The 20,693-nt window shown below is 69.2% G+C and carries 19 protein-coding genes and 1 pseudogene; 15 read left to right on the top strand and 5 right to left on the bottom strand.

Features of this window, described 5'->3' with window-relative positions; genetic code table 11:
* Nucleotides 1-34: 34 nt before the first annotated feature.
* On the top strand, nucleotides 35-1,144 hold the full coding sequence (locus B3E43_RS06025; RefSeq protein WP_292027565.1) for a bifunctional transcriptional activator/DNA repair enzyme AdaA: 1,110 nt from the start codon (nucleotides 35-37) through the stop codon (nucleotides 1,142-1,144).
* Entirely contained in the window at nucleotides 1,125-1,643 is a 519-nt protein-coding gene (locus tag B3E43_RS06030; protein WP_292027567.1) for a methylated-DNA--[protein]-cysteine S-methyltransferase, read from the top strand. The genes B3E43_RS06025 and B3E43_RS06030 overlap by 20 nt, the downstream gene beginning before the upstream one ends.
* Before the next feature lie 4 nt (nucleotides 1,644-1,647).
* On the opposite strand, the gene B3E43_RS06035 is transcribed toward B3E43_RS06030, so the two are convergent.
* Nucleotides 1,648-2,316, bottom strand: a complete 669-nt coding sequence (locus B3E43_RS06035; protein ID WP_292027569.1) for a hypothetical protein — start codon at nucleotides 2,314-2,316, stop codon at nucleotides 1,648-1,650.
* Nucleotides 2,317-2,460: 144 nt separating this feature from the next.
* On the opposite strand from B3E43_RS06035, the gene B3E43_RS06040 reads away from it, so the two are divergent.
* From B3E43_RS06040 to B3E43_RS06065, 6 genes are all read left to right on the top strand, one after another.
* Entirely contained in the window at nucleotides 2,461-3,306 is an 846-nt protein-coding gene (locus B3E43_RS06040) for a hypothetical protein (RefSeq protein WP_292027571.1), read from the top strand.
* 160 nt (nucleotides 3,307-3,466) lie between these two features.
* Nucleotides 3,467-4,546 carry a quinolinate synthase NadA gene (gene nadA, locus B3E43_RS06045; protein ID WP_292027573.1) on the top strand — a complete coding sequence of 360 codons (1,080 nt, stop codon included), beginning with the start codon at nucleotides 3,467-3,469 and terminating at the stop codon, nucleotides 4,544-4,546.
* Nucleotides 4,547-4,736: 190 nt separating this feature from the next.
* Nucleotides 4,737-5,519 (top strand): metalloprotease, encoded by a 783-nt coding sequence (locus tag B3E43_RS06050; protein ID WP_292027575.1) that lies wholly within the window; start codon nucleotides 4,737-4,739, stop codon nucleotides 5,517-5,519.
* The gene (locus B3E43_RS06055) at nucleotides 5,516-7,036 is read left to right on the top strand and encodes an L-aspartate oxidase (RefSeq protein WP_292027577.1); all 1,521 of its coding nucleotides are present in this window, start codon (nucleotides 5,516-5,518) and stop codon (nucleotides 7,034-7,036) included. The genes B3E43_RS06050 and B3E43_RS06055 overlap by 4 nt, the downstream gene beginning before the upstream one ends.
* Before the next feature lie 11 nt (nucleotides 7,037-7,047).
* Nucleotides 7,048-7,899 (top strand): carboxylating nicotinate-nucleotide diphosphorylase, encoded by an 852-nt coding sequence (gene nadC, locus B3E43_RS06060; protein WP_292027578.1) that lies wholly within the window; start codon nucleotides 7,048-7,050, stop codon nucleotides 7,897-7,899.
* A 66-nt stretch (nucleotides 7,900-7,965) separates the two neighbouring features.
* Nucleotides 7,966-8,142, top strand: a complete 177-nt coding sequence (locus B3E43_RS06065) for a hypothetical protein (protein WP_292027580.1) — start codon at nucleotides 7,966-7,968, stop codon at nucleotides 8,140-8,142.
* Nucleotide 8,143: 1 nt separating this feature from the next.
* Here B3E43_RS06065 and B3E43_RS16115 read toward each other — a convergent pair whose 3' ends face one another.
* Nucleotides 8,144-8,602, bottom strand: a complete 459-nt coding sequence (locus B3E43_RS16115) for a cell wall hydrolase (RefSeq protein WP_349677562.1) — start codon at nucleotides 8,600-8,602, stop codon at nucleotides 8,144-8,146.
* A gap of 43 nt (nucleotides 8,603-8,645) precedes the next feature.
* Between B3E43_RS16115 and B3E43_RS06075 the strand changes: the two are divergent.
* Together B3E43_RS06075 and B3E43_RS06080 are read left to right on the top strand one after the other, a co-directional pair.
* A pseudogene (locus B3E43_RS06075) lies at nucleotides 8,646-9,383 on the top strand (FAD-dependent oxidoreductase); the annotation flags it as partial.
* On the top strand, nucleotides 9,377-9,880 hold the full coding sequence (locus tag B3E43_RS06080) for a GNAT family N-acetyltransferase (protein WP_292027582.1): 504 nt from the start codon (nucleotides 9,377-9,379) through the stop codon (nucleotides 9,878-9,880). The pseudogene B3E43_RS06075 and the gene B3E43_RS06080, both read left to right, overlap by 7 nt.
* A 52-nt stretch (nucleotides 9,881-9,932) precedes the next feature.
* Here the strand turns inward: B3E43_RS06080 and B3E43_RS06085 are convergent, their stop codons facing one another.
* Nucleotides 9,933-11,063 (bottom strand): cell wall hydrolase, encoded by a 1,131-nt coding sequence (locus B3E43_RS06085; protein WP_292027584.1) that lies wholly within the window; start codon nucleotides 11,061-11,063, stop codon nucleotides 9,933-9,935.
* A 557-nt stretch (nucleotides 11,064-11,620) separates the two neighbouring features.
* On the opposite strand from B3E43_RS06085, the gene B3E43_RS06090 reads away from it, so the two are divergent.
* Both B3E43_RS06090 and B3E43_RS06095 read left to right on the top strand, forming a co-directional pair.
* A complete protein-coding gene (locus B3E43_RS06090; RefSeq protein ID WP_292027586.1) occupies nucleotides 11,621-11,806 on the top strand; it encodes a hypothetical protein in 186 nt (61 codons plus the stop codon).
* Between the two features lie 159 nt (nucleotides 11,807-11,965).
* Entirely contained in the window at nucleotides 11,966-12,328 is a 363-nt protein-coding gene (locus B3E43_RS06095; protein ID WP_292027588.1) for a DUF6481 family protein, read from the top strand.
* Nucleotides 12,329-12,367: 39 nt separating this feature from the next.
* Here B3E43_RS06095 and B3E43_RS06100 read toward each other — a convergent pair whose 3' ends face one another.
* The gene (locus B3E43_RS06100) at nucleotides 12,368-16,390 is read right to left on the bottom strand and encodes a PAS domain S-box protein (RefSeq protein WP_292027590.1); all 4,023 of its coding nucleotides are present in this window, start codon (nucleotides 16,388-16,390) and stop codon (nucleotides 12,368-12,370) included.
* 316 nt (nucleotides 16,391-16,706) lie between these two features.
* On the opposite strand from B3E43_RS06100, the gene B3E43_RS06105 reads away from it, so the two are divergent.
* The 3 genes from B3E43_RS06105 to B3E43_RS06115 all read left to right on the top strand — a co-directional run bounded on the left by B3E43_RS06105 (nucleotide 16,707) and on the right by B3E43_RS06115 (nucleotide 20,075).
* The gene (locus B3E43_RS06105) at nucleotides 16,707-17,861 is read left to right on the top strand and encodes a cell wall hydrolase (RefSeq protein ID WP_292027592.1); all 1,155 of its coding nucleotides are present in this window, start codon (nucleotides 16,707-16,709) and stop codon (nucleotides 17,859-17,861) included.
* 163 nt (nucleotides 17,862-18,024) lie between these two features.
* Nucleotides 18,025-19,611, top strand: a complete 1,587-nt coding sequence (locus B3E43_RS06110) for a sensor histidine kinase (RefSeq protein ID WP_292027594.1) — start codon at nucleotides 18,025-18,027, stop codon at nucleotides 19,609-19,611.
* A 56-nt stretch (nucleotides 19,612-19,667) separates the two neighbouring features.
* Nucleotides 19,668-20,075 (top strand): response regulator, encoded by a 408-nt coding sequence (locus tag B3E43_RS06115; RefSeq protein WP_292027596.1) that lies wholly within the window; start codon nucleotides 19,668-19,670, stop codon nucleotides 20,073-20,075.
* Nucleotides 20,076-20,090: 15 nt separating this feature from the next.
* Here B3E43_RS06115 and B3E43_RS06120 read toward each other — a convergent pair.
* Nucleotides 20,091-20,693, bottom strand: a 603-nt coding sequence (locus B3E43_RS06120; protein ID WP_292027598.1) for an NAD(P)/FAD-dependent oxidoreductase, incomplete at its 5' end; no start/stop codon positions are given.

Raw genomic sequence — 20,693 nt, forward strand, 5'->3', positions numbered from 1 at the left:
AGACTTCCATGGCCGCAGCGATCATTCTGCGGCCATGGAAAACGCCGGCGAACTCGATCAGGAGGCCTGCTACCGCGCTGTTCTGACCCGCGATGCGCGGTTCGACGGGCGGTTCTTCGGCTGCGTGAAGACCACGGGCATCTACTGCCGGCCCGTGTGTCCGGCGCGGACGCCGAAGCGGGAGAATATGTCATTCGTGGTCTCCGCGGCGGCGGCGGAGGAGGCGGGCTTTCGCGCCTGTCTGCGCTGTCGGCCCGAGACGGCGCCCGACATGGGGGCCTGGCGGGGCACCTCGAACACCGTCAGCCGGGCCTTGGCCCTTATCGAGGCGGGGGCGCTGGATGAGGGCGACGTCGATGCGCTGGCCGGACGGCTGGGTGTCGGCGAGCGGCACCTGCGGCGGCTGTTCCGCCAGCACCTCGGCGCCGCCCCGGTCAGCGTGGCCCAGACCCGGCGCGTGCTGCTGGCCAAGGCGCTGATCCACCAGACCGACCTCAGCATGGCGCAGGTGGCGCTGGCGTCGGGCTTCGGCAGCGTGCGGCGCTTCAACGAGACCTTTCAGGCCCTCTACGGCCGACCGCCTTCGGCGCTGCGGCGGCGGGGAGAGCGGGTGCATGAGGGCGGGGTGCGGCTGCGCCTGTCGTTCCGCCCGCCCTATGACTGGGACGCCATGTTCGCGGCCCTGACGGCCCGCGGCGATGGGGTCGAGGGGCGGCGCTGGTCGCGAGCCTTGACGCGGGATGTGGACGGCGCAGACGGCGCGGTCACGGTCGAGCCGGCGGAGGCGGGGCGGGTCTCGGTCTGCGTCGAGGCGGACGACCTGAAGGCTTTGCCGGGCGTGCTGGCGCGGGTGCGGCGGGTCTTCGACCTGTCGGCGGACCCGGAGGCCATCGGGCGCGACCTGTCGGCCGATCTGGCGCTGAAGCGGCTGGTCGCGGCGCGACCGGGGCTGCGGCTGCCCGGCGACTGGATCGATGACGGGGCCGAGGCGCCCAGCGACCGGCTGGATGACGAAACGCTCGCCGACCGCGCCGAAGCCTGGCGTCCATGGCGAGCCTATGGGGCGCTGCATCTCGCACTGGCGGGGATCAGCGGCGCCGACCTGAAGCGGATGGAGAGTGACGATGCGAAACGCGCAGCCTGAAACCCTGACCCTCGACCGGATCGCCACGCCTGTGGGCGAGGTGCTGTTGGTCACCGACGCTGAGGGCGCGGTGCGGGCGCTGGACTTCGCCGACTATGAGGACCGCATGACGCGGCTGCTGACCCGCCATGCGCCGGGCGCGGTGGTTGTCGAAGGCCGGGGGCCGGAGGTGGTGCGGCGTGCAGTCGAGGCCTGGTTCGGCGGCGATCTGACGGCGCTCGACGGACTGACGGTCAGGACCGGCGGAACCGACTTCCAGCGCACGGTCTGGAAGGCGCTACGGGCCATTCCGACGGGCGAGACCCGGACCTATGGCCAGCTGGCGGCGGCCATCGGTTCACCGAAGGCGGTGCGCGCCGCGGGTCTGGCCAACGGCCAGAACCCGATCGCCGTCATCGTACCCTGTCACCGGGTGATCGGGGCGAACGGCACGCTGACCGGCTATGCGGGCGGGCTGGAGCGCAAGCGCTGGCTGCTGGATCACGAGCGCCGGGCCTGAGCGGTCAGAATTTGTAGTTCAGGCCCACCTGGACAATGGGGAACAGCCCGTAGCCCTCGGTCTCTTCGGTGACGCTCTGGCTCTCGTCGCGGAGCCGGGCCTGGAAGGTCGGGTCGTTGGACAGGCTGCCGCCGGTGGAGGTCAGGGCGACCTCGGGCTCATCGCTCCAGGCCACGCCGACGATGGCGCGAATGCCCCAGCGGCTGTTGCGATAGAAGGTGTCATCCCAGCCGATGCCGACGAATGGCGCGACATCGCTCAGTTTCACGGCCCCGTTCAGCGTGCCGACCTGACCGGACGAATAGGTCTGGCCGCCGATCTCGACGGGTCCGTTGGGCGTCGCGGCAAGGGCGATGTCGCGGTCGCCCAGATAGGCTCCGCCCGAGATCAGCAGGCCGTTGGCCAGCGGGTGCATGTCGATGAAGGCGCCGACGGTGTCGAAGGTCAGGTCGCCGGTGTAGTCGACGCCGTCATAGCTTTCGTCGGCGCTGTGGGTCAGGCGGTCCGTTGACCCACGCAGGGTGAAGATCGGGCCGAGCTTGATCTGGACGTCGAGGCCGACGCCGGACGTGCCGGCCGTGGCGCCGACGGCGATGCCGGGCTCCGACGACTGCGCCAACGCCGATCCGGCTGACAGGAGCAGGGCGACGGCGGCGAGGGGGATCAGACGCATGGAAATCTCCGGGAACCCAGCCCTTGCATCCTGTTCCGGTTAAGATCGTGTTTCCCATGATCGGGACGGGCAGCGTTGCTTGAGGTCTTGACCAGATGCGGTCTGCTGTCGTCTTTTGCTGTCGGGATGCTGGGGAGCAAAACCATGAGATTGACGCTGATCGCAGCGCTGTGCGCGTTTGCATGCGCGGGGCCGACGGCCGCCATTGCGCAGGACGAGGACGACTGGGAGTTCCAGCACGAGGCCAGCCTGAACCAGACGGTCGCCGCCGTCCGCTATGACGCGGGCGTGGCCATTGTGGTCCAGTGCCGGGACCGGGCGCTGTCCGCGGCTCTGATCGGCATGCCGGCGGGCGTCGGCGGGCTTGAGGTGCAAGCCCGGCGGGTGGATGGCCGGACGGACCTGCAGACCTGGGCGCCCGGACCGCAGCCGGGAATTCTGATGAGCACCGTGCCCGCTCGCGACATTCGCTTCATGCGCGGGGGCGGCCTCTATTCGGTCCGTACGGCGGACGGCGCTCCGCGCGCGTTGCGGACCAATTTCGACCTGCCGACCCAGTCCGCCAATCTGGACCGGGTTCTGTCTGCCTGTGGCTGGGACCTGACCGACGACCGGGATCAACTGACCCGGGCGGGCCGCGCCGAAATCAGCTTCCGCGATCCGGATGCGCCGCCGCCACGCGAGCGGCCGCGGGGGCGTGGCGCGCGCGCAGGCTTGCCAGAGCCGGCGGCGCCGACGGGTCCGGCGGTTCCGCAGCTGCCGGTTGCCGAACTCCAGATTAGCTGCGTCTTGCAGGATCTGAAGCTGACCGGCTGCCGGTACGACCTGCCGGCGGCCGCGACGGCGCCCGAAGCCGCACGGACGCTGCGGCGGATGGAGGGCGGGCAGATGTACGCACTCAACGGGGCGACGCCGGACGGCAAGGTGGTTTTCACAAGTGTGCCGTCTACCGCCATCATCGACTATCTGTTGACCCTGCCCGCTCGCTAGCCAGGATCTGCCGTGGCGTTCCGGGCTTGCATTTCGCCGCCATCCGCCTAGATTGTTCCTGCTTATGCTAAAAGTGAGCATAAGTCGGTGACAGGCTCCCGCGATTGGGGGTCGTTCTTTGGGTCACCGATTTGCTCAGATAGAGCAAAAGGGATGAGAGATGGCGGACGGCGCGTTCGGAATGTCGAAGGAACTGGCGCGGGAGACCGCCCCGGTCTGGGCCAAGGTCAAGGACCATGTCACGCCCATGGAGTGGCCGGCGCAGGCCGCGCTGATCAGTGAGATCAATGCGCTGAAGAAGACCCGCGACGCGGTCATCCTGGCCCACAACTATATGACGCCCGAGATCTTCCACGGGGTCGGCGACTATGTCGGCGACAGCCTGGGCCTGGCGAAAGAGGCGGCCAGGTCGAAGGCGAAGGTGATCGTCCAGGCGGGCGTGCATTTCATGGCCGAGACCTCGAAGATCCTCAGCCCGGACAAGACGGTGCTGATCCCCGACCTGAAGGCGGGGTGTTCGCTGGCCGCCTCGATCACGGGCGCCGATGTGCGGCTCATCAAGCAGCGCTATCCGGGCCTGCCGGTGGTCACCTATGTCAACACGACCGCTGACGTGAAGGCCGAGACCGACATCTGCTGCACCAGCGCCAACGCCGTTCAGGTTGTGGAATGGGCGGCGAAGGAATGGGGCGTCGACCGGGTCATCCTGATCCCTGACGAGTTCCTGGCGAAGAACGTCGCGGCCCAGACCAATGTCGGCATCATCGCCTGGAAGGGCCGCTGCGAGGTGCATGAGCGGTTCACCGTCGCCGACATCGCGGAGATGCGCGCGGCCTATCCGGACGCCGAAATCCTCGCCCACCCGGAATGCCCGGAGGATGTTATCGCGGCCTCGGACTTCGCCGGCTCGACCGCGGCCATGATCGACCATGTGACGGCCCGCAAGCCGAAGCGGGTGGTGATGATCACCGAGTGCTCGATGGCCTCCAACGTCGCCGGCGACCTGCCCGGGGTCCAGTTCATCGGGCCCTGCAATCTGTGCCCGTACATGAAGCGGATCACGCTGGAGAACATCCGCGACTGCCTGTTGCACATGCAGTTCGAGGTGACTGTCCCCGAGGACATCGCCGAGCGCGCGCGACTGGCCGTGCAACGGATGGTGGACCTGCCGCCGCCGGCGGTCCCGGCGCGCTACGACATGATCAAGGCCCGGCACCATGTTGCGGTGGAGCTGATCTGATGCACTACGTTCCGCCCGTCCGCGCCGTGGCCAGGATCGACAGGCGCAGCCTGCGGCTTCTCGCCCTGCTGGCCTTGTGGCTGCGGTCGGAAAAGGCCACGTCGTCCGGATGACAGAGAATACGACGCCCCGCCCGCCCGGTCCCTGGGATCCGCGGCCTGAACCGGCCGCCACCGCGACGGAGGCTCCGGTGGCCGACCGGGGGCCGCCCCGCACTGCCGAGCCGCCGCTGGACAAGGGTCAGCACCCGGTCTGGGCCGTGGTCTCGACCCTGCTGCTGGGCGGTTTCATCTGGTGGATCAGCGGCAGCTGGGTGATCGCGGTCGCGGCCATCTGGGGCCTGCTGGTGCACGAGTACGGCCATGTTCTGGCGATGAACCGGCTCGGCATGGGGCCGGCCAGGATCTACATCATCCCCTTCCTCGGCGGCGTGGCGAAGAGCCAGCGTCTGCCCAAGAGCGAGTGGGACGGGGTGCTGGTTTCGCTCGCCGGGCCGGGATTCGGCCTGCTGGCCGCCATCCCCTTCTTCGCCGGCTTTATCGCCACGGGCGAGGGCATGTGGCTGCTGGGGGCGGCGGTGATCGCCCTCATCAATCTGGTCAATCTGGCCCCCGCGCCTCCGCTGGACGGCTCCAAGGCGCTGGGGCCCGTGCTGGCGCGCATCCATCCGAACGTCGAACGCGGCGCCATGGTGCTGATCGGCGCGCTGGTGGTGTTCTGGGGCCTGACCACAGGGCGGTTCATTCTGGCCGCCTTTCTCGCCATCGCCCTGATCGGCCACCTGCGCCGCGGTACATGGCGGCCGGAGGGACGGCCGCTGACCGGTCGTGAATCCGCCCAGAGCGTCGGCCTGTTCCTCGCGGCGGCGGTGGCCTGCGTTGGCGTGGGCGTGGCGGCGCTGATGCCGCTCGCGGGAGGTTCACTGCCCGGCGCCCTGACCATGGCCGGCGGCTTTCTCGGGTTCGGCGGTTGAGCCGCACAGTCCATCATGACGGGCCGCTGATCATCGGCGGAGGCCTGGCGGGGCTGTCGGCCGCGCTGGAGGCTGCGCCGCGCAAGGTGCTGGTCGTGACGCCTGCGCCTTTGCTGGAGGCCTGCTCCTCGGCCTGGGCCCAGGGCGGGGTGGCGGCGGCCCTGTCGGCGGATGACGCGCCGGCGCTGCACGCGGCGGATACGGCGGCGGCCGGGGCCGGCCTTGTCGAGCTGGAGGCGACCGACATCCTGACCGGCGACGGCCCCGCGACCGTCGAATGGTTGGCGTCGCTCGGCGCGCCCTTCGACCGCGACGCCGCCGGCGGGTTCGCCGTCAGTCTGGAAGCCGCCCACTCGCACGCCCGCGTGGCGCGGGTCGGCGGCGACGGAGCGGGCAGGGCGATCCTGTCGGCCCTGATCGCTGCGGTGCGCGCCTCGCCGCATATCGAGGTCTGGGAAGATGGGCGGCTGCGCGGTCTGGTGCAGGACGCCGGCGGCCGGGTTCGCGGCGCCCTGATCGAGCGTGGAACGCCCGGTTCGGGGCGGGTGATCGAGGTGCTGGCCCCCGCAGTGGTGCTGGCCACGGGCGGCGCCGGCGGCCTGTTCGCCCACACCACCACGCCCGCCGCCCTGCTGGGCGAAGGGATGGCGGCGGCGTATCGCGCGGGCGCGGAGATTCTCGACCCCGAGTTCGTACAGTTCCATCCGACCGCCATCGACGTCGGTCTGGATCCCATGCCGCTGGCCACCGAGGCCCTGCGCGGCGAAGGCGCCCGACTGATCGACCGGGACGGCCGGTTCCTGCTCGGCGAGGCCGCGAACGCCGACCTGCAGGCTCGCGATGTGGTCGCGCGGGCGGTGCATGCGGCGCGGGCGGAGGGACGCGGGGCGTTTCTCGACTGTCGCAGCGCCATCGGGGCGAAGCTGGCCGAGGAATTCCCGGCGGTGTTCGCGGCCTGCATGCGGGCCGGGCTGGACCCGCGCGAGACGCCGATCCCCGTGGCCGCGGCGGCCCACTATCATATGGGCGGGATCGCCGCCGGACCCGACGGTCGCACCAGTCTGCCGGGCCTGTTCGCCGTCGGCGAATGCGCCGCGACGGGCGTGCACGGCGCCAACCGGCTGGCGTCAAACTCCCTGCTGGAAGCGGCGGCCTTCGGACGGCGCACGGGCCGGGCGGCGGCGGTGGAGACATCGGGCGCCGGCGCGCTCCTGCCATCGACTGTCGCAACAGATCTGGCGCCGGAAAGCCTGCAAACGCTCCGCCAGGCGATGAGCGAGGGCGCGGGCGTCGTGCGGGACGCGTCCGGCCTGACCGAAACGCTGGCCGTCCTTACCCGGCTGGAGGCCCAGGCGCCCGGCGCCCTGCCGCTGGTCGCCGCGCGGCTCATAGCCGAGTCCGCGCTGGCCCGGCGGGAAAGCCGGGGCGGGCACTATCGTTCGGACTATCCCGGCACCGCCCCCGTCGCCGACCATACCCACGTCCACGCCGACCCCGCCCTGGTCGCCGCAGCCTGACCGAGCGCTCGATGACCCGATCCCTCCCTGACATCCTGATTGAACCGGTGGTGCGCATGGCGCTGGCCGAGGATCTGGGCCGGGCCGGAGATGTGACGGCGCAGGCCTGCATCCCTGAGGGCGCGCGGATGCGGGCGGTTTTTGCGGCGCGCAAGGCGGGGGTGCTGGCGGGCATCGACTGCGTGCGTCTGGCCGTGCTGGCGATGGACCCCAACGCATCCATCGCCCTGAAACTGCGCGACGGCGACGCCTTCGAGGCCGGGACGGTCCTGGCCGAGGTCGAGGCCGATGCGCGCGCCTTCCTGGCGGCCGAGCGGACGGCGCTGAACCTGCTGGGCCGGCTGTGCGGGATCGCCACCCTGACACGGGCCTATGTCGAGGCAGTCGCCGGCACGAAGGCGCGGATCGCCGACACCCGCAAGACCACGCCGGGCCTGCGGGCGCTGGAGAAGCATGCGGTGCTGTGCGGCGGCGGGGTGAATCACCGGTTCGGTCTGGATGACGCCATTCTGATCAAGGACAACCATGTCGCCGTCTGCGGCGGGGTGGGCGAGGCCGTCCGCAGCGCGCGGGCCGCCGTGGGCCATCTGATGAAGGTCGAGGTCGAGGTCGACGGTCTGGATCAACTGGACGAGGCGCTGGCCGCCGGGCCGGACGTCATCATGCTCGACAACTTCACCCTGCCGATGCTGCGCGAGGCCGTGTCCCGCACGGCCGGGCGGATCACGCTGGAGGCGTCGGGCGGGGTCAATCTGGAGACGGTGCGCGGCATTGCAGAGACGGGTGTCGACGTCATCTCGGTCGGCGCCCTGACCCATTCCGCCCCGGCGCTGGATGTGGGGCTGGACGTCCGGTCGGACTGATCCCTCGACCGCCGTTCCGGAACACGACACGGGGCGAAGGGTTCTTCGTGCAACGAAGGAAACCCCATGACCCAGGCCGCTCGAGATTCGCAGGAACAGGTCAGTTTCGCCGACGAGGGCGTGGAGGCTGCGGCGAGCGCCGACGGTCGCGACCTCAAGACCGGGGGTCTGTTCGGCGATCTGAAGCAGAACCTGACGAACCATTGGAAGGTCCGGGAGTCGGCGACCCGCAGGCCGGACTGACTCAGGCGGTGGGGGGCGTCTGAATCGGCGCGTCGCCTGTCGAGACCGGCGTAGTCGGCACGGCCGTCGGAGCGGGCGTCGCGGCTGCAGGGCCCGCGGCGCCGGCGTCCGCGCCGCGTTCCTGGGCGACCAGAAGATTGTAGGCGACCGCGCCCGCTTCGCGAACGGTGCCGGTTGGATCCAGGCTGGCCTGGATCAGGCGCGGCCCCACGTCCGCCTCGCTTGAGGGGCGGGCGGCGTAGGAGAAGGCCTCGCGCGAGCCGGAGCGGCCGCCGAAGCGATAGAAGAGATGGTCCCCGACCTGACCCACGCGCACCAGCGAATGACGCCAGCCGGGTGAGACGCCGGTGGTGTGGAAATGGGTCGCGTTGCCGACATTGGCGTAGACCGCGCCGGACAGGGCGGCGGAGGCCACTTCGCGGGCCCGGTTCCAGGCGGCCTGGTTGACCCGGCCGCGCATTGAACCGTCGCAGGTGAAGCTGAACTGGNNCCACATCCACACCGTGAAGCTGGGCGAGAAGCCCTTCCGCCTGATCGGCGACAGCGGCGAATACACCTGCGATGCGCTGATCATCTCCACCGGCGCCACCGCCAAGTACCTCGGCCTGCCCTCGGAAGACGCCTTCAAGGGCCGCGGCCTGTCGGCCTGCGCGCCCTGCGACGGCTTCTTCTTCCGCGACCAGGACGTCGCCGTGATCGGCGGCGGCAACACCGCCGTTGAAGAGGCCCTGTACCTGTCGAACATCTGCCGCAAGGTCACCGTGGTGCATCGTCGCGACAAGTTCCGCGCCGAGAAGATCCTGCAGGAGCGCCTGTTCGCGAACCCCAAGATCGAGGTGATCTGGGACCACGCCATCGACGAGATCGTCGGCGAGACCGACCCGATGGGCGTCACCGGCGCCCGTCTGAAGAACGTCAAGACCGGCGAGACCCGTGACGTGAAGGCCGACGGCGTGTTCATCGCCATCGGCCATGCGCCCTCCTCGGAGCTGTTCAAGGACCAGCTGGAGACCCACCAGGGCGGCTATCTGTCGGTCAAGCCCGGGACGGCCTCGACGGCCATCGCGGGCGTCTACGCCGCCGGCGACGTCACCGACGACGTCTATCGCCAGGCGGTCACCGCCGCCGGCATGGGCTGCATGGCCGCGCTGGAAGCCGTCCGCTTCCTGGCCGAGCAGGACCACGAGGCGGAGAAGCATCCGATCGGCCAGGACCAGGCGCAGAAGATCGGCGCATGGTGATCCGCCCGGCCGCGCCGGAGGATCACGCGGCCATCCGCGCGGTCGTCACGGCGGCCTTCACGGCGGAATTCGGCAAGTCCGACGAGGCCGACCTGGTCGATGCGCTGCGCGCCGACGGCGACGCGCTGCTGGAACTGGTGGCGGAGGACGACGGCGCGGTCGTCGGACACATCCTGTTCAGCCCGCTGGCCACCGACAGCGGCGCCCGTTTCGCCGCCCTGGCCCCGTTGTCGGTCCTGCCTGGACGCCAGAAGGACGGCCTTGGGACCTGGCTGATGGAAACCGGCCACGAGCTGCTGCGCGGCGCCGGCGTCGAGGCGGTGATCGTCCTCGGACATCCGGCCTACTATCCGCGCGTCGGCTATTCCGCGGAGGCGGCGAAGACGGTGACGGCGCCGTTCGAGGGGCCGCATTTCATGGCGCTGGCCCTGAAACCCGGCGCGCTCGATGCCCCTGTGACGGTCAGGTACGCGAAGGCGTTCGGGATCGCGGGTTAGCGGCAGGCTGCCGCCTATCCCGGCATTCGCCGGGTGAGTGGATGAAACAAGGTCAGTTCCGTCGCGTCGCGATCGGCAGGTCGCCACTGTCGGCGGGCGGGGCGGACGGCGCCGTGCGGATCGGCGCGTCGGGGTCCTCCATCGCCTTCAGCCGCGCGTTGATGTCGGCGATCTCCTGGGCCGTCGGCTGACGGCGCGCGGGGGCCAAGGCGCCCTGCACGCGGGGAAGCTCCTGGCCCGGCGGCAGGGCGACGAGGTCCTGGACGGTGTAGGTGCGGGTCTCGCCATCGACGGCCAGCGTCAGGGTGCGGGTCGCCGCCGGACCGGCGACGGTCTCGCCCACCAGCTGTCCGCCCTGAGTCCGCGCGTCCAGCCCCTCGAGGATGGCCAGCGACAGGTTGTTCTCGCCACCGGCGTACTTGCCGGTGAAGGCCGGCGGCAGACCCCACGGGCCCGTCCAGCGATAGAAGATATGTCGGCCGATGGTGTTGATCTTGTACAGGGTCGGCGCCCAGTAGGGGGCGACGTAGTCGGCGTGGTAATGGGTCGCCGTGCCCACCGACTTCAGCACGTAGCCGCCCAACGCCCGCTTGGCCACCGATCGGGCCCGCTCCCACAGCGTCGGATCGGGCGCGCGGGCCAGCGAGCCGTCGCAGGTGAAGCTGAACTGGCAGCCCGTGCGGCGGCCTGCGCCCTGGAAGACCACGCCGCAGACGCTGTTGGGGAAGGCGGCGTGCCGGACGCGGTTCAACACAACCTGGGTCACAGCGCGCATGCCGTCGCGGCCTTCGCCGCGGGCTTCGTAATAGGCGGCCTGGGTCAGGCAATCGAGATCGCGCGAGGCGTCGAGCGTGCTGCCGAGGCGGAAGGGCAGGGCGGCGACCGGGCCGGTCAGGTTTACGCGACGCAGGGTGGCGTCCGTGGGTTGGCCACGCAGCTGTTCCAGACGGGCGGTCAGAAGTTCGGCCTGACGGTCGCGCTGGGCGCCGCCGGCGACGGTATAGGGATCATGCCGGCGGGCGATGGTCAGGGCGCTTTCGTCCAGACCGCCGGCGGCCGCAGCGAGCGCTTCTTCGGTGAAACCCGCAGCCGTCGCGCCTTCGATGCGTTCCGCCTGGGCGCGCACGGTCGTGGCCTTCGCCGCCGTGCCGCCCAGATAGGCGCAGCCGATCGCCAGTCCCACCAATGCGCCGAACGCCGCCGCCGCTGATCCGGGCCGAATCCGGGCCGCACGATCAACAGGAGGGTTCACACGCGCATGCGGGGCTTTCGGCAAGGGCTCAGTCCTGTACGGCAGGGCGCAATGCCGCCCCCGGGTAGTCTCGCAACCGGGCGACCCTCTCCAATCCCTGGAGATCGGCGTCGCGATCCGCTTGCGGTAAATCGACGGTCGGCGAATGGGCCGGTCGTCGAGGACGCGCCTTAAGCCAGCCGTTTGTGGCGCCAATGTGGTTGATTCGCAAGATTGTTGTGCGACGCAACATCGCGGAGTGTTCTGGGTGTATCCGGAAGGTCAGGCCCTGTGGTCGCCTTATAGTCACGCACAGTGAAAGGAGGCGTTTCTGTATTGCCCATCACAAGGACAACACGAAATGAGTTTCACAGGCGGCCTGACTGATTGATAGCAGCCGCGACTGTTGTCTTCGGCATTCGCCGGATGGCGCGATTGACTTGCCGTTGCGAGCCGGAACCGGTGTGGGGCCGATAGCGTTGAAGCTCCGCTATTGGAAGGATTTCGCCATGAAACGCACTGTCATCACCCTTGTCGTCGCGACCGCCGCCCTGGCCGCCGCCGCCTGCGGTCAGACCATCGAGCAGCGGGCCGCGACCGGCGCCATCGCCGGGGCCGTCGTCGCGGGGCCTGTCGGCGCCGCCGTGGGCGGCGCTGCGGGTGCAGCGGTCGGTCAGGCCGAGAAACCGAACTGACACAGTCGGCCATCGAGTGAGCGGGGCGGCGGTCATGAACGCCTCGCGATCTTGATTTTCGAGCCCATATAGGGTTAGCGACGCGCCGGGCTGCGCTGCAAATCGCCCGGCCGCGTTCCAGCGCATCCATAAACGATCAAGGACATCGACGCCCTCCGCATGAGAGATCTGAAACAGACCGGCTTCACCGACCGCCTTACCACCCAGCAGGAGGCCAAGAAGGCCCTGCTCGCCCGGTTCAAGCCCAAGGCCGCCGCCCCCGATCCCGAATTCGACAAGCTGGCCGCCAAGCGCGCCGCCGAGAAGGAGGCGCTGCGTCAGCAGCATGAACTGGCCAAGGCCGAAGCGCGCCGTGAAAAGGCCGAGAAGGAAGCCGCTCGCATGGCGGCCGACCTCGAAGCCCAGGAAGCCGTCGAGGCCGAGAAGCGCGCCGCCCGCAAGGAGCGCAAGGCCCTGACCAAGGAAGAGCAGAAGGCCGCTCGCGACGCCCGCTATGCGGCCCGCAAGGCTCGCACGCGCTGATCTGCCTGCCGGTCGGCCGAAAGGCCGGCCGACGCCGCCTCAGGTGAGCTCGCCCAGAATTCGGGCCAGCTGCTCGCCCGAATAGGGTTTGCGCAGGAACGGCCAGGGCGCATCAGCCAGGGCCGCGTCGACATCCTCGCCGGCATAGCCCGAGGTCAGCACCACACGCATGTCGGGGTAGTCGCGCCCGCATGCCCGCGCCAGTTCGATGCCGGTCATGCCGCCGGGCATCACCACGTCGCTGAGCATCATGTCGAATTTCTCGCGTTTCAGCAGGTCGAGCGCCTGCGGCGCGGTCTCGACGGCGCGCACCTCCAGCCCCAGACCTTCCAGCAGCTCCAGCGCCACGACGGCGACGCTGACGTCGTCCTCGACCAGCAGCAGGCGTCGGCCGGCGGCCATGGGCCGGGCCGCTTCGGGTCCGGCGTCCGCGGCGATGCCGAGGGTTTCGTTCAGGGGCGGAAGGAATAGCTTGATCTCGGTTCCCCGGCCGACGGTGGATGAGATCTGGGCGGCCCCGCCGCTCTGGCGTGCGAAGCCATAGACCTGGCTCAGACCCAGTCCTGTCCCCTTGCCGACGGCCTTGGTGGTGAAGAAGGGCTCGAAGACCCGCGCGATGACCTCGGGCGGCATGCCCGCGCCGTTGTCAGCGACGGTGACGCAGACATAGTCGCCGGCCGCGAGGTCCGTGACCAGGCCCGGCTCAACGGTGCATGACTGGGTCTGGATCGTGATCCGGCCCTTGTCGCCCACGGCGTCGCGGGCGTTGACGACCAGATTCAACAGGGCGGCCTCGAACTGGGAGGGATCGACGTTGACCCGCGCCCCGCCGCGCCGGAGCTTGAGCTTGAACTCGACGGCTTCTCCAACGGCCCGGCGCAACAGAGGCTCGCTCTCGCGGATCTGGACGTTGAGATCGACGGCCTCGGGTCGCAGGGCCTGTCGGCGCGAGAATGCCAGCAGCTGATGGGTCAGGCCCTCGCCTCGCCTCGCCGCCGCCAGGGCCGCCTCTCCCAGCTTCTGTCGTTTGGCGGCGTCATTGGGCGAGCGCAGCATGATGTCCAGCGCGCCTATCACCACGGTCAGCAGGTTGTTGAAATCGTGCGCCACGCCTCCGGTCAGGCGGCCGACCGCCTCCATCCGCTGGGCGTGCATCAGATCGGCTTCGGCCTTGGCCTTCTCCGCCAAGGCTTCGCCGACGCGCTCCTCGAGCAGTTCGTTGATCCGCTTCAGATCCTCTTCGGCGCGCTTGGCGTCGGTGACGTCCAGATTGGCGCCGACATAGCCCTGGAAGGCGCCGGTGGCGTCGAAGCGGGGAATACCCTCGCAGCGAAGCCACCGCGCGCCCAGCCGGGGATGCTGCAGGCGCATGGTTCTCTGGTGGCGCGTCCTTGCCTCAACGGCGCGCACGAAGGCCTCATGTTCCTCTTCCAGCTCAAGCGTCTCGACCGTCCCGCGCCAACTCGACGCCAACGCGTCGTCGCCGACCTCGAAGAAAGCCTTGTAGCTCCGGTTGGCGAAGGCGAGGTCGCCCTTGTCGTCCGTCATCCAGATCTGGACGGGCGCGCTGTTGGCGATCGTGCGGAAGCGGGTCTCGGACTCCGCCAGCCGGTTTTCCGCCTCGACCCGCGCGGTCTCGTCCCGCAGAGTCAGCACCGCCCCGATCCGGCTGCCGTCCGGATTATACACGGGCCGGGCGTTGCCGACGGCGAGCACTTCGGTCCCGTCCGGCCGACGGATGCGCCAACGTGCGTTCAGGATCGACTCGCCCTTCTTCACGGCCCGCGCCAGCGGCAGTTCGTGCGGCGGGTAGGGATGACCGTCCTCGGTGAACAGATGATAGGCGTTGGAGTAGTCTGCGGGGCCGACATCCAGGCGGTCGACACCGTGCAGCCTGACCGCTGCATCATTGACGAAGGTGATCAAACCATCCGGATCGGTCACGATGACGCCTTCGGCCAGTTGGCCGAGGATGGCGTCGCGCTCGGCCGCGGCGGCGACCAGATTGGCGGCCGTCTCCCGGATGTCGGTTACATCGAAGGCCACGCCGACGAAGCCGATCACCTCGTTGTCTCCGCCCAGCCGGGGGCGGGAGAACGACTTGAGCCAGCGGTATTCGCCGTCGTGCCGCAGGTAGCGGGCCTCCATGGAGAAGGGCTGACCCGAGGCCTCGCCGGCGAGCGACTCCTGGATGACGCGCTCATGATCGTCCGGATGGATGACCGCGCGCCAGTCGGCCAGCCGCGCCTCTTCATAGGTTCCGCCGTTGTAGGCGACATAGGCCTGGTTGACGAAGGCGCGGGTGCGGTCCTGATGGGTCACCCAGATCAGGACGGGGGCGGTGTCGGCTATGGCGCGGAAGCGCTCCTCGCTCTCGCGCACTTCGGCCTCGGCGCGCGTGCGCTCGATTTCGGTCCAGGTGCGCAGGGCCACATCCTGCAGCAAGGCGGTCTCCGCCTCGGTCCATTGGCGGACCGTCGAGTGATGGGCGTAGAGAAAGGCGCGAAGGCCGCCGCTCCGTATCACCGGCGCACGCATCAGGGCCCGCGTTTCCAGCCGCGCCAGGACATCCAGCGCATTGCGGGTGCGTGGGTCCTGCTGCACATCGGAGATGTGGACCACGCGCCCCTCGGCCAGGTCGGTGATCAGGTCCGCGCCGAGATCCTCGAGGCTGAACTGCCCATGGGCGCTGACCACGCCCGCAGTCCAGTCGCGGGTCATGAAGACGAGGCCGCGTTCCTGATCGACTTCGCCGTAGCCGACGCGGTCAGCGCCAAGCTCCACACCGAGGGCCCGCTCCACCTCGAGGATGACATCCTCGGACGAGGTCAGGTCCCGCAGCCGGTCCGTCAGGCCGAGAAGGAAGGACTGTCGCCGCTCCTGTCGCTCAAGGGCATCGAGCGCCTCCCGGGTCTCGGTGGTGTCGAACGACATGCCGACGTAGCCGAGGAAGGCGCCGTCTCCGGCGAAGCGCGGATTGACTGATATCCGCATCCAGCGCCAGGCGCCGTCGCCGCGCTGGAATCGCGCCTCGAACCCATATGGCCGGCGTTCGGGACGGGCGGCCGCCATGGCGGCCTCAACGCTCGCCCGATCGTCGGGATGAATCGCGGCCTTCCAGACGTCGCCGAGGATGCGTTCGGCGGGCTGGCCGTAGAACTCGACGAGGGCCGCGTTGACGAACTCGACCTTGGCGTCGGCGTTCGTCATCCAGACGGGCGAGGGTGCGGTGTCGGCCATCAGGCGGAACCGGGTCTCGCTCTCACGCAGCGCCGCCTCGGCTGCGCGGGCTTCCGTGACGTCGACATTGACCCCGATCATTCCGCCGTACGAGCCATCGGGTTCGAGCCGGGGATGGGCGTCGGTGTGAAGCACGCGCCATTGGCCGTCGTGGCGAAGGTATCGGCCCTCGATTTCGAACGGCGCCTGACGCTGACCGGCCTCAGCCGTCGCCGCAAGCACGCGCTCGGCGTCTTCGGGGTGGATCGTAGCGACGAAGTCGAAACCCTCCAGGGATTCGGGGGCGGCCCTGAACTCACGCTGGGCGGCGTTGAGATGTATGCATTTTCCCGTCGCGTCGCTCATCCAGAGCATCACCGGGGCATATTCGCTGATCAGGCGCAGCTGGTGTTCGCGATCGTCGATACGGGCCCTGGAGGTCTGGAGGGCCTCCAGCGAAGCGTCGAGCGCACCGACCATGTCCCGCAGGGCCGAGGCGACTGCCGTAATGAACAGGCCGACGATGATGAAATTGACCGTCGCCACGAGCCCGAGCCGGTCCGCCATCCCGGCTCCGACGGCGCTGAAGCCGACGACCAGCCAACCCCCCAACAGACATGATGCCGTGGCTGTCAGTCCTGCGAGACGGCCCGCCGCCAATGAGGCGATGATCACCGCAGGCAGCAGGATCATGAAGCCGGTCACATTGCCGTAGAAGAAGCCGAGGTTGGCGCGAACGGCCAGCATGACGGCTGCCGCGGCTATCCCGACGAGCACGGACACCCACCACGGACGCGATTTCACCCGCGCCAGCCGGGTCACGGCGGCGCCAATGTTGAACATCCGAACGAAATGCCCCAACGCGCTCATAGACCCCCACTCGCGCGCACGCGATCACAGCGAACGTATTGGATCGGCTTGAGTTCCGGCAAGTACAGCGATTGTGGCCAGGCCCCGACCATCGATTCGTCGGCGACGGCTGAAAGTGCCAAAAGGACGGGGGCTTTCACACCACGAAAGCGTTGAGTCTTGACCGAACCGGGCTTTTCCGCCTGAAAAGCGCCCCGCTTGGCGCGCAATCTGCACGATCGTCGGGCGCCGTCCCGGCTTGGGAGCTGACTATTTGGCCAGGATCGACTGGACCGCGAAGCTGAAGAGGATGCGTCGGCTGCTGGCCGCCGCACCCGTGGTGCTGGCCGCCTTCGGCGTCGCCATGGCCGCCAGCTCGACGCCGCGTCCCGAGATCGACCGTCGCGCCGAGACCATCCGCACCCTCACCGGCGGCGACCTCAGCGCCCGCGGCTTCGCCGCCATCACCGGTCGCATGGATCCGTCCCAGCTGGCCATCGCCCTGCGCCATGATCCCGGCGAACGCCGCGCGGCCCTGTATGGCCTGACGCCCGGCTGGGAGAACCTCACCCTCGCAGGCCGCCCCACGCTGGACTTCGGCGCCACGGGTCTGGACGCGATGAAGCTGAACGCCGCGACGCCGGACGCTTCCCAGTTCCTGCGCGTCGCCGCTCCCTTCGTCTTCAAGCCTGCGACGGCGGAAGATCGCCGCCGGGCCATGCGCTGTCTGACCCAGGGCATCTATTACGAGGCCGCCCTTGAGCCGACCGAGGGCCAGGAGGCCGTGGCCCAGGTCATCCTGAACCGGGTGCGCGACCCAAACTACGCCAACAGCATCTGCGGCGTGGTCTTCGAGGGCGCCGAGCGCACCACCGGCTGCCAGTTCAGCTTCACCTGCGATGGCGCTCTGGCGCAGGCGCCGGTCGCCTGGGCCTGGAACCGGGCCAAGGTCGTTGCCGAGCGGGCGCTGGCCGGCCATGTCGCGGCCCGCGTCGGCACCGCGACCCACTATCACGCCGACTACGTCCACCCCTGGTGGGCGCCGACACTGAACAAGCTGACCCAGATCGGCGCGCACATCTTCTATCGCTGGAAGGGAGTCTATGGAGAGCCGGCGGCCTTCCGGCAGCCCTATGCCGGCCGTGAGCCCCTGATCGACGAGGCGCGCTTCTCGCGTCCGCGCATCCAGCTGGTTTCCGCGACCGAGGCCGAACTGGCCATGGGCGAAGCCGCCGCCAATGGCGAGAGCGTCATGCGCACGGTCGAGATCGACGGTCAGACCCGCGTTGTCGGCGTCGCCTCCCTGGGCGGCCGGCGCCAGGCGACTCCCGCGGAGATCGCCGCCATCAACCAGCGCCTCGCAGCCTTCGAGGCCCCCCCGTCTGCGCCGGACGAGCCGATGCGCGCGCCGCCACCGGGGGTGACGGTGATGGAGGTCGAGGAAGTGGGTCGCCCCGTCTCCTGATCGCGACGGGCCCGCAACGGAATCTCAGCCAGGGCATTCCTTGCCGGACTTGCAGGACAAGCACAGTCGCTGCCCGGACCGGGGACGGCGCGCGCCTCGACTGACGCCGATCCGCAATTCGACCCGACACCCCAGCGCATTGGCGCTCACCGGAAGGCGCCGCTTGACCAATCCGATTGCCAGCGACCCCGACGCAATTGAAGCCGAGCGTCTCCGTGTCCTGCGATCCTTCGACATCCTCGACACCGACCCCGAACAGGCCTTCGACGATGTGATGCTTCTGGCAGCGCGTATCTGCGATGCGCCGATCGGCATGGTCAGCCTCGCGGTGGGCGACCGGCAGTGGTTCAAGGCCCGGGACGATGTAGATATCGCCGCGATCGGCCGGGCCAGCGCGTTCTGCAAACATGCGATGGGACGGCCGGGCGTCACCCAGGTGTTCGATGCGGCGCAGGACCCCCTGTTCGCTGACCATCCGCTGGTGACCGGGCCGTCGGCCTTGCGCTTCTATGCCGGCGCGCCGCTGATCGATGATCAGGGTCTGGCCTTGGGCGCCTTGTGCGTCTTCGACACCCGACCGCGGCCGCAAGGGCTGGATGCGACCCAGCTGATGACGATGGACGTACTGGCCCGGCAGGTCATGGCGCTGCTGGAGCGCCGTCGCGCCCTGCGCGAGCGTCGCCGCAGCGACGAGGCCGCCACCGCCGCCGTCGAGGCCGCGCGTCTGGTGACCGAGAAACTGGCCGAGAGTGATGCCCGCTTCCAGGCCATCGCCGACAGCATGCCGCAGATGGTCTGGTCCTCGCGGCCGGACGGCCATCATGACTACTATAACGCCCGCTGGTACACCTTCACCGGCGCCGCCGAAGGCTCGGCCCTGGGCGACGCCTGGGGCGAGATGATCCATCCGGAGGATCAGGAGCGGGCGCGGACCGCATGGCGGGCTTCGCTGTCCACGGGCGAACCTTATGAGGTGGAGTACCGACTGCTGCACCACACGGGTTCCTATGCATGGACCCTGAGCCGCGCCATGCCGATCCGCGATGCGTCGGGCGCCGTGACCCGCTGGTTCGGGACCGGGACGGATATCGCCGAGATGAAGCGACTGGAGCAGGCCAAGGCGCTGCTGAGCCAGGAGCTGAGTCACCGGATCAAGAACATCTTCGCCGTGATCTCTGCCCTGCTGGCCCTGTCGGCGCGGCAGTATCCCGAGGCCAAGGGCTTCGCCAGGGCCGCCCGGACCCGGATTTCAGCCCTGGCCCGGGCTCATGAGTTCGTGCGGCCGCACACGGAATCCAGCCGGCCCAGTCTCGACGGCACGACCCTGCATGCCTTTCTGCGCGACCTGTTCCTGCCCTATGACGACGAGGCGGGCGAACCGCGCGTGATCGTCAGCGGGGATGACGCGGATTTCGACGATCAGGCCGCGACCCCGGTTGCGCTTCTGTTTCATGAGCTGGCCACAAACGCCGCCAAATACGGTGCCCTGTCCGCCCCGGAGGGACGGGTCATGCTGACGACCCGGCGGCAGGGCGACCGCTATGTCATGACCTGGCAGGAGCGGGATGGTCCCCGGGTGAGGGGCAGGCCCGTCGCCGCCGGCTTCGGTTCATCACTGCTGGCCTTGTCGGTCGAGGGGCAGCTGGGCGGGGACCTGGAGCAGACCTGGGCTGCCGAAGGGCTCATCGTCGTCGCCGATGTGCCGGCCACGGCCCTCGCGCCTCGCCGCGCCGCTCGACAATTGGCTTGAACCGCCACCCCGTCGCTGCGTTGAAGTGGCGTAACTCCGTAGTGAAACAAAACCTTATGACTGCCCGTATCCTGATTATCGAAGACGAAGCCCTGGTCGCAATGGAGCTGCGCTTCGTGCTGGAGGATCTGGGCTATGATGTCGTCGGCACCGCCCCTGACGCCCGGACGGCCCTGGCGTTGGCGTCGCGCGGCGGCGTTGAGCTGGCCCTGGTCGACATCCATCTGACCGACGGCGCCACCGGCGTTGGCCTCGGTCAGGAACTTGGCGAGGGGTTCGGCGTGACCGTCCTGTACATGACCGCCAACCCCGGCATGGTCAGCCACGGGGTTCCGGGAACCATGGGGGTCGTGACCAAACCGACCGACGAAGCCTGCGTTCGCGGCGCCGTCGAATATGCCCTGCACCTGCGCCGGGGCGAACCCGCATCGCCGGTGCCGTACGGCCTTCAGATGTTCAACTGAAGAAGCCGGCCCGCCCTACCAGACGCCAATCTTTTCGGCCTCCTGGCGCGAGATCGGATCGCCGGCGCGGGCGTGATCCTGTTCGGCGAGGAAGCGAACGGCCTCCAGCGCGGCCATACATCCCATGCCGGCCGCAGTGACCGCCTGACGGTAGATGTCGTCGGTCACGTCGCCGGCGGCCCAGACGCCCTCGATGGCCGTGGCGGCCGTGCCCGGCTTCACCACCAGATAGCCGCCCTGTTTGGTCTCCAGCTGGCCGGCGAACAGTTCCGATGACGGGGCGTGGCCGATGGCGATGAAGACCCCGTCGGCGGTGACGTTGTGGGTCTCGCCCGTCTGGACGTTCTTCAGCCGTGCGCCGGTGACATTGACGCCGCCGAAGCTGTTGGTCTCGCCGAGGATCTCGTCGATGGCGTGGTTCCAGACCACCTCGACCTTGGGGTTCGCGAACAGCCGGTCCTGCAGAATGCGTTCGGCGCGGAACTCGTCGCGGCGGTGGACGACCGTGACCTTCGAGGCGAAATTGGTCAGGAACAGCGCCTCCTCGACTGCGGTGTTGCCCCCGCCGACCACGATCACATCCTTGCCGCGATAGAAGAAGCCGTCGCAGGTGGCGCA

It is taken from the genome of Brevundimonas sp. UBA2416 (assembly GCF_002343105.1).
GTDB lineage: Bacteria > Pseudomonadota > Alphaproteobacteria > Caulobacterales > Caulobacteraceae > Brevundimonas.

Excerpts from the sequence above, each read along its gene's own strand:
- B3E43_RS06025 (WP_292027565.1), top strand. The coding sequence starts at position 35 with ATGGAAAACGCCGGCGAACTCGATCAGGAGGCCTGCTACCGCGCTGTT.
- B3E43_RS06030 (WP_292027567.1), top strand. The coding sequence starts at position 1,125 with ATGCGAAACGCGCAGCCTGAAACCCTGACCCTCGACCGGATCGCCACG.
- B3E43_RS06035 (WP_292027569.1), bottom strand. The coding sequence starts at position 2,316 with ATGCGTCTGATCCCCCTCGCCGCCGTCGCCCTGCTCCTGTCAGCCGGA.
- B3E43_RS06040 (WP_292027571.1), top strand. The coding sequence starts at position 2,461 with ATGAGATTGACGCTGATCGCAGCGCTGTGCGCGTTTGCATGCGCGGGG.
- nadA (WP_292027573.1), top strand. The coding sequence starts at position 3,467 with ATGGCGGACGGCGCGTTCGGAATGTCGAAGGAACTGGCGCGGGAGACC.
- nadC (WP_292027578.1), top strand. The coding sequence starts at position 7,048 with ATGACCCGATCCCTCCCTGACATCCTGATTGAACCGGTGGTGCGCATG.
- B3E43_RS06065 (WP_292027580.1), top strand. The coding sequence starts at position 7,966 with ATGACCCAGGCCGCTCGAGATTCGCAGGAACAGGTCAGTTTCGCCGAC.
- B3E43_RS16115 (WP_349677562.1), bottom strand. The coding sequence starts at position 8,602 with ATGCGCGGCCGGGTCAACCAGGCCGCCTGGAACCGGGCCCGCGAAGTG.
- B3E43_RS06080 (WP_292027582.1), top strand. The coding sequence starts at position 9,377 with ATGGTGATCCGCCCGGCCGCGCCGGAGGATCACGCGGCCATCCGCGCG.
- B3E43_RS06090 (WP_292027586.1), top strand. The coding sequence starts at position 11,621 with ATGAAACGCACTGTCATCACCCTTGTCGTCGCGACCGCCGCCCTGGCC.
- B3E43_RS06095 (WP_292027588.1), top strand. The coding sequence starts at position 11,966 with ATGAGAGATCTGAAACAGACCGGCTTCACCGACCGCCTTACCACCCAG.
- B3E43_RS06100 (WP_292027590.1), bottom strand. The coding sequence starts at position 16,390 with ATGTTCAACATTGGCGCCGCCGTGACCCGGCTGGCGCGGGTGAAATCG.
- B3E43_RS06105 (WP_292027592.1), top strand. The coding sequence starts at position 16,707 with ATGCGTCGGCTGCTGGCCGCCGCACCCGTGGTGCTGGCCGCCTTCGGC.
- B3E43_RS06115 (WP_292027596.1), top strand. The coding sequence starts at position 19,668 with ATGACTGCCCGTATCCTGATTATCGAAGACGAAGCCCTGGTCGCAATG.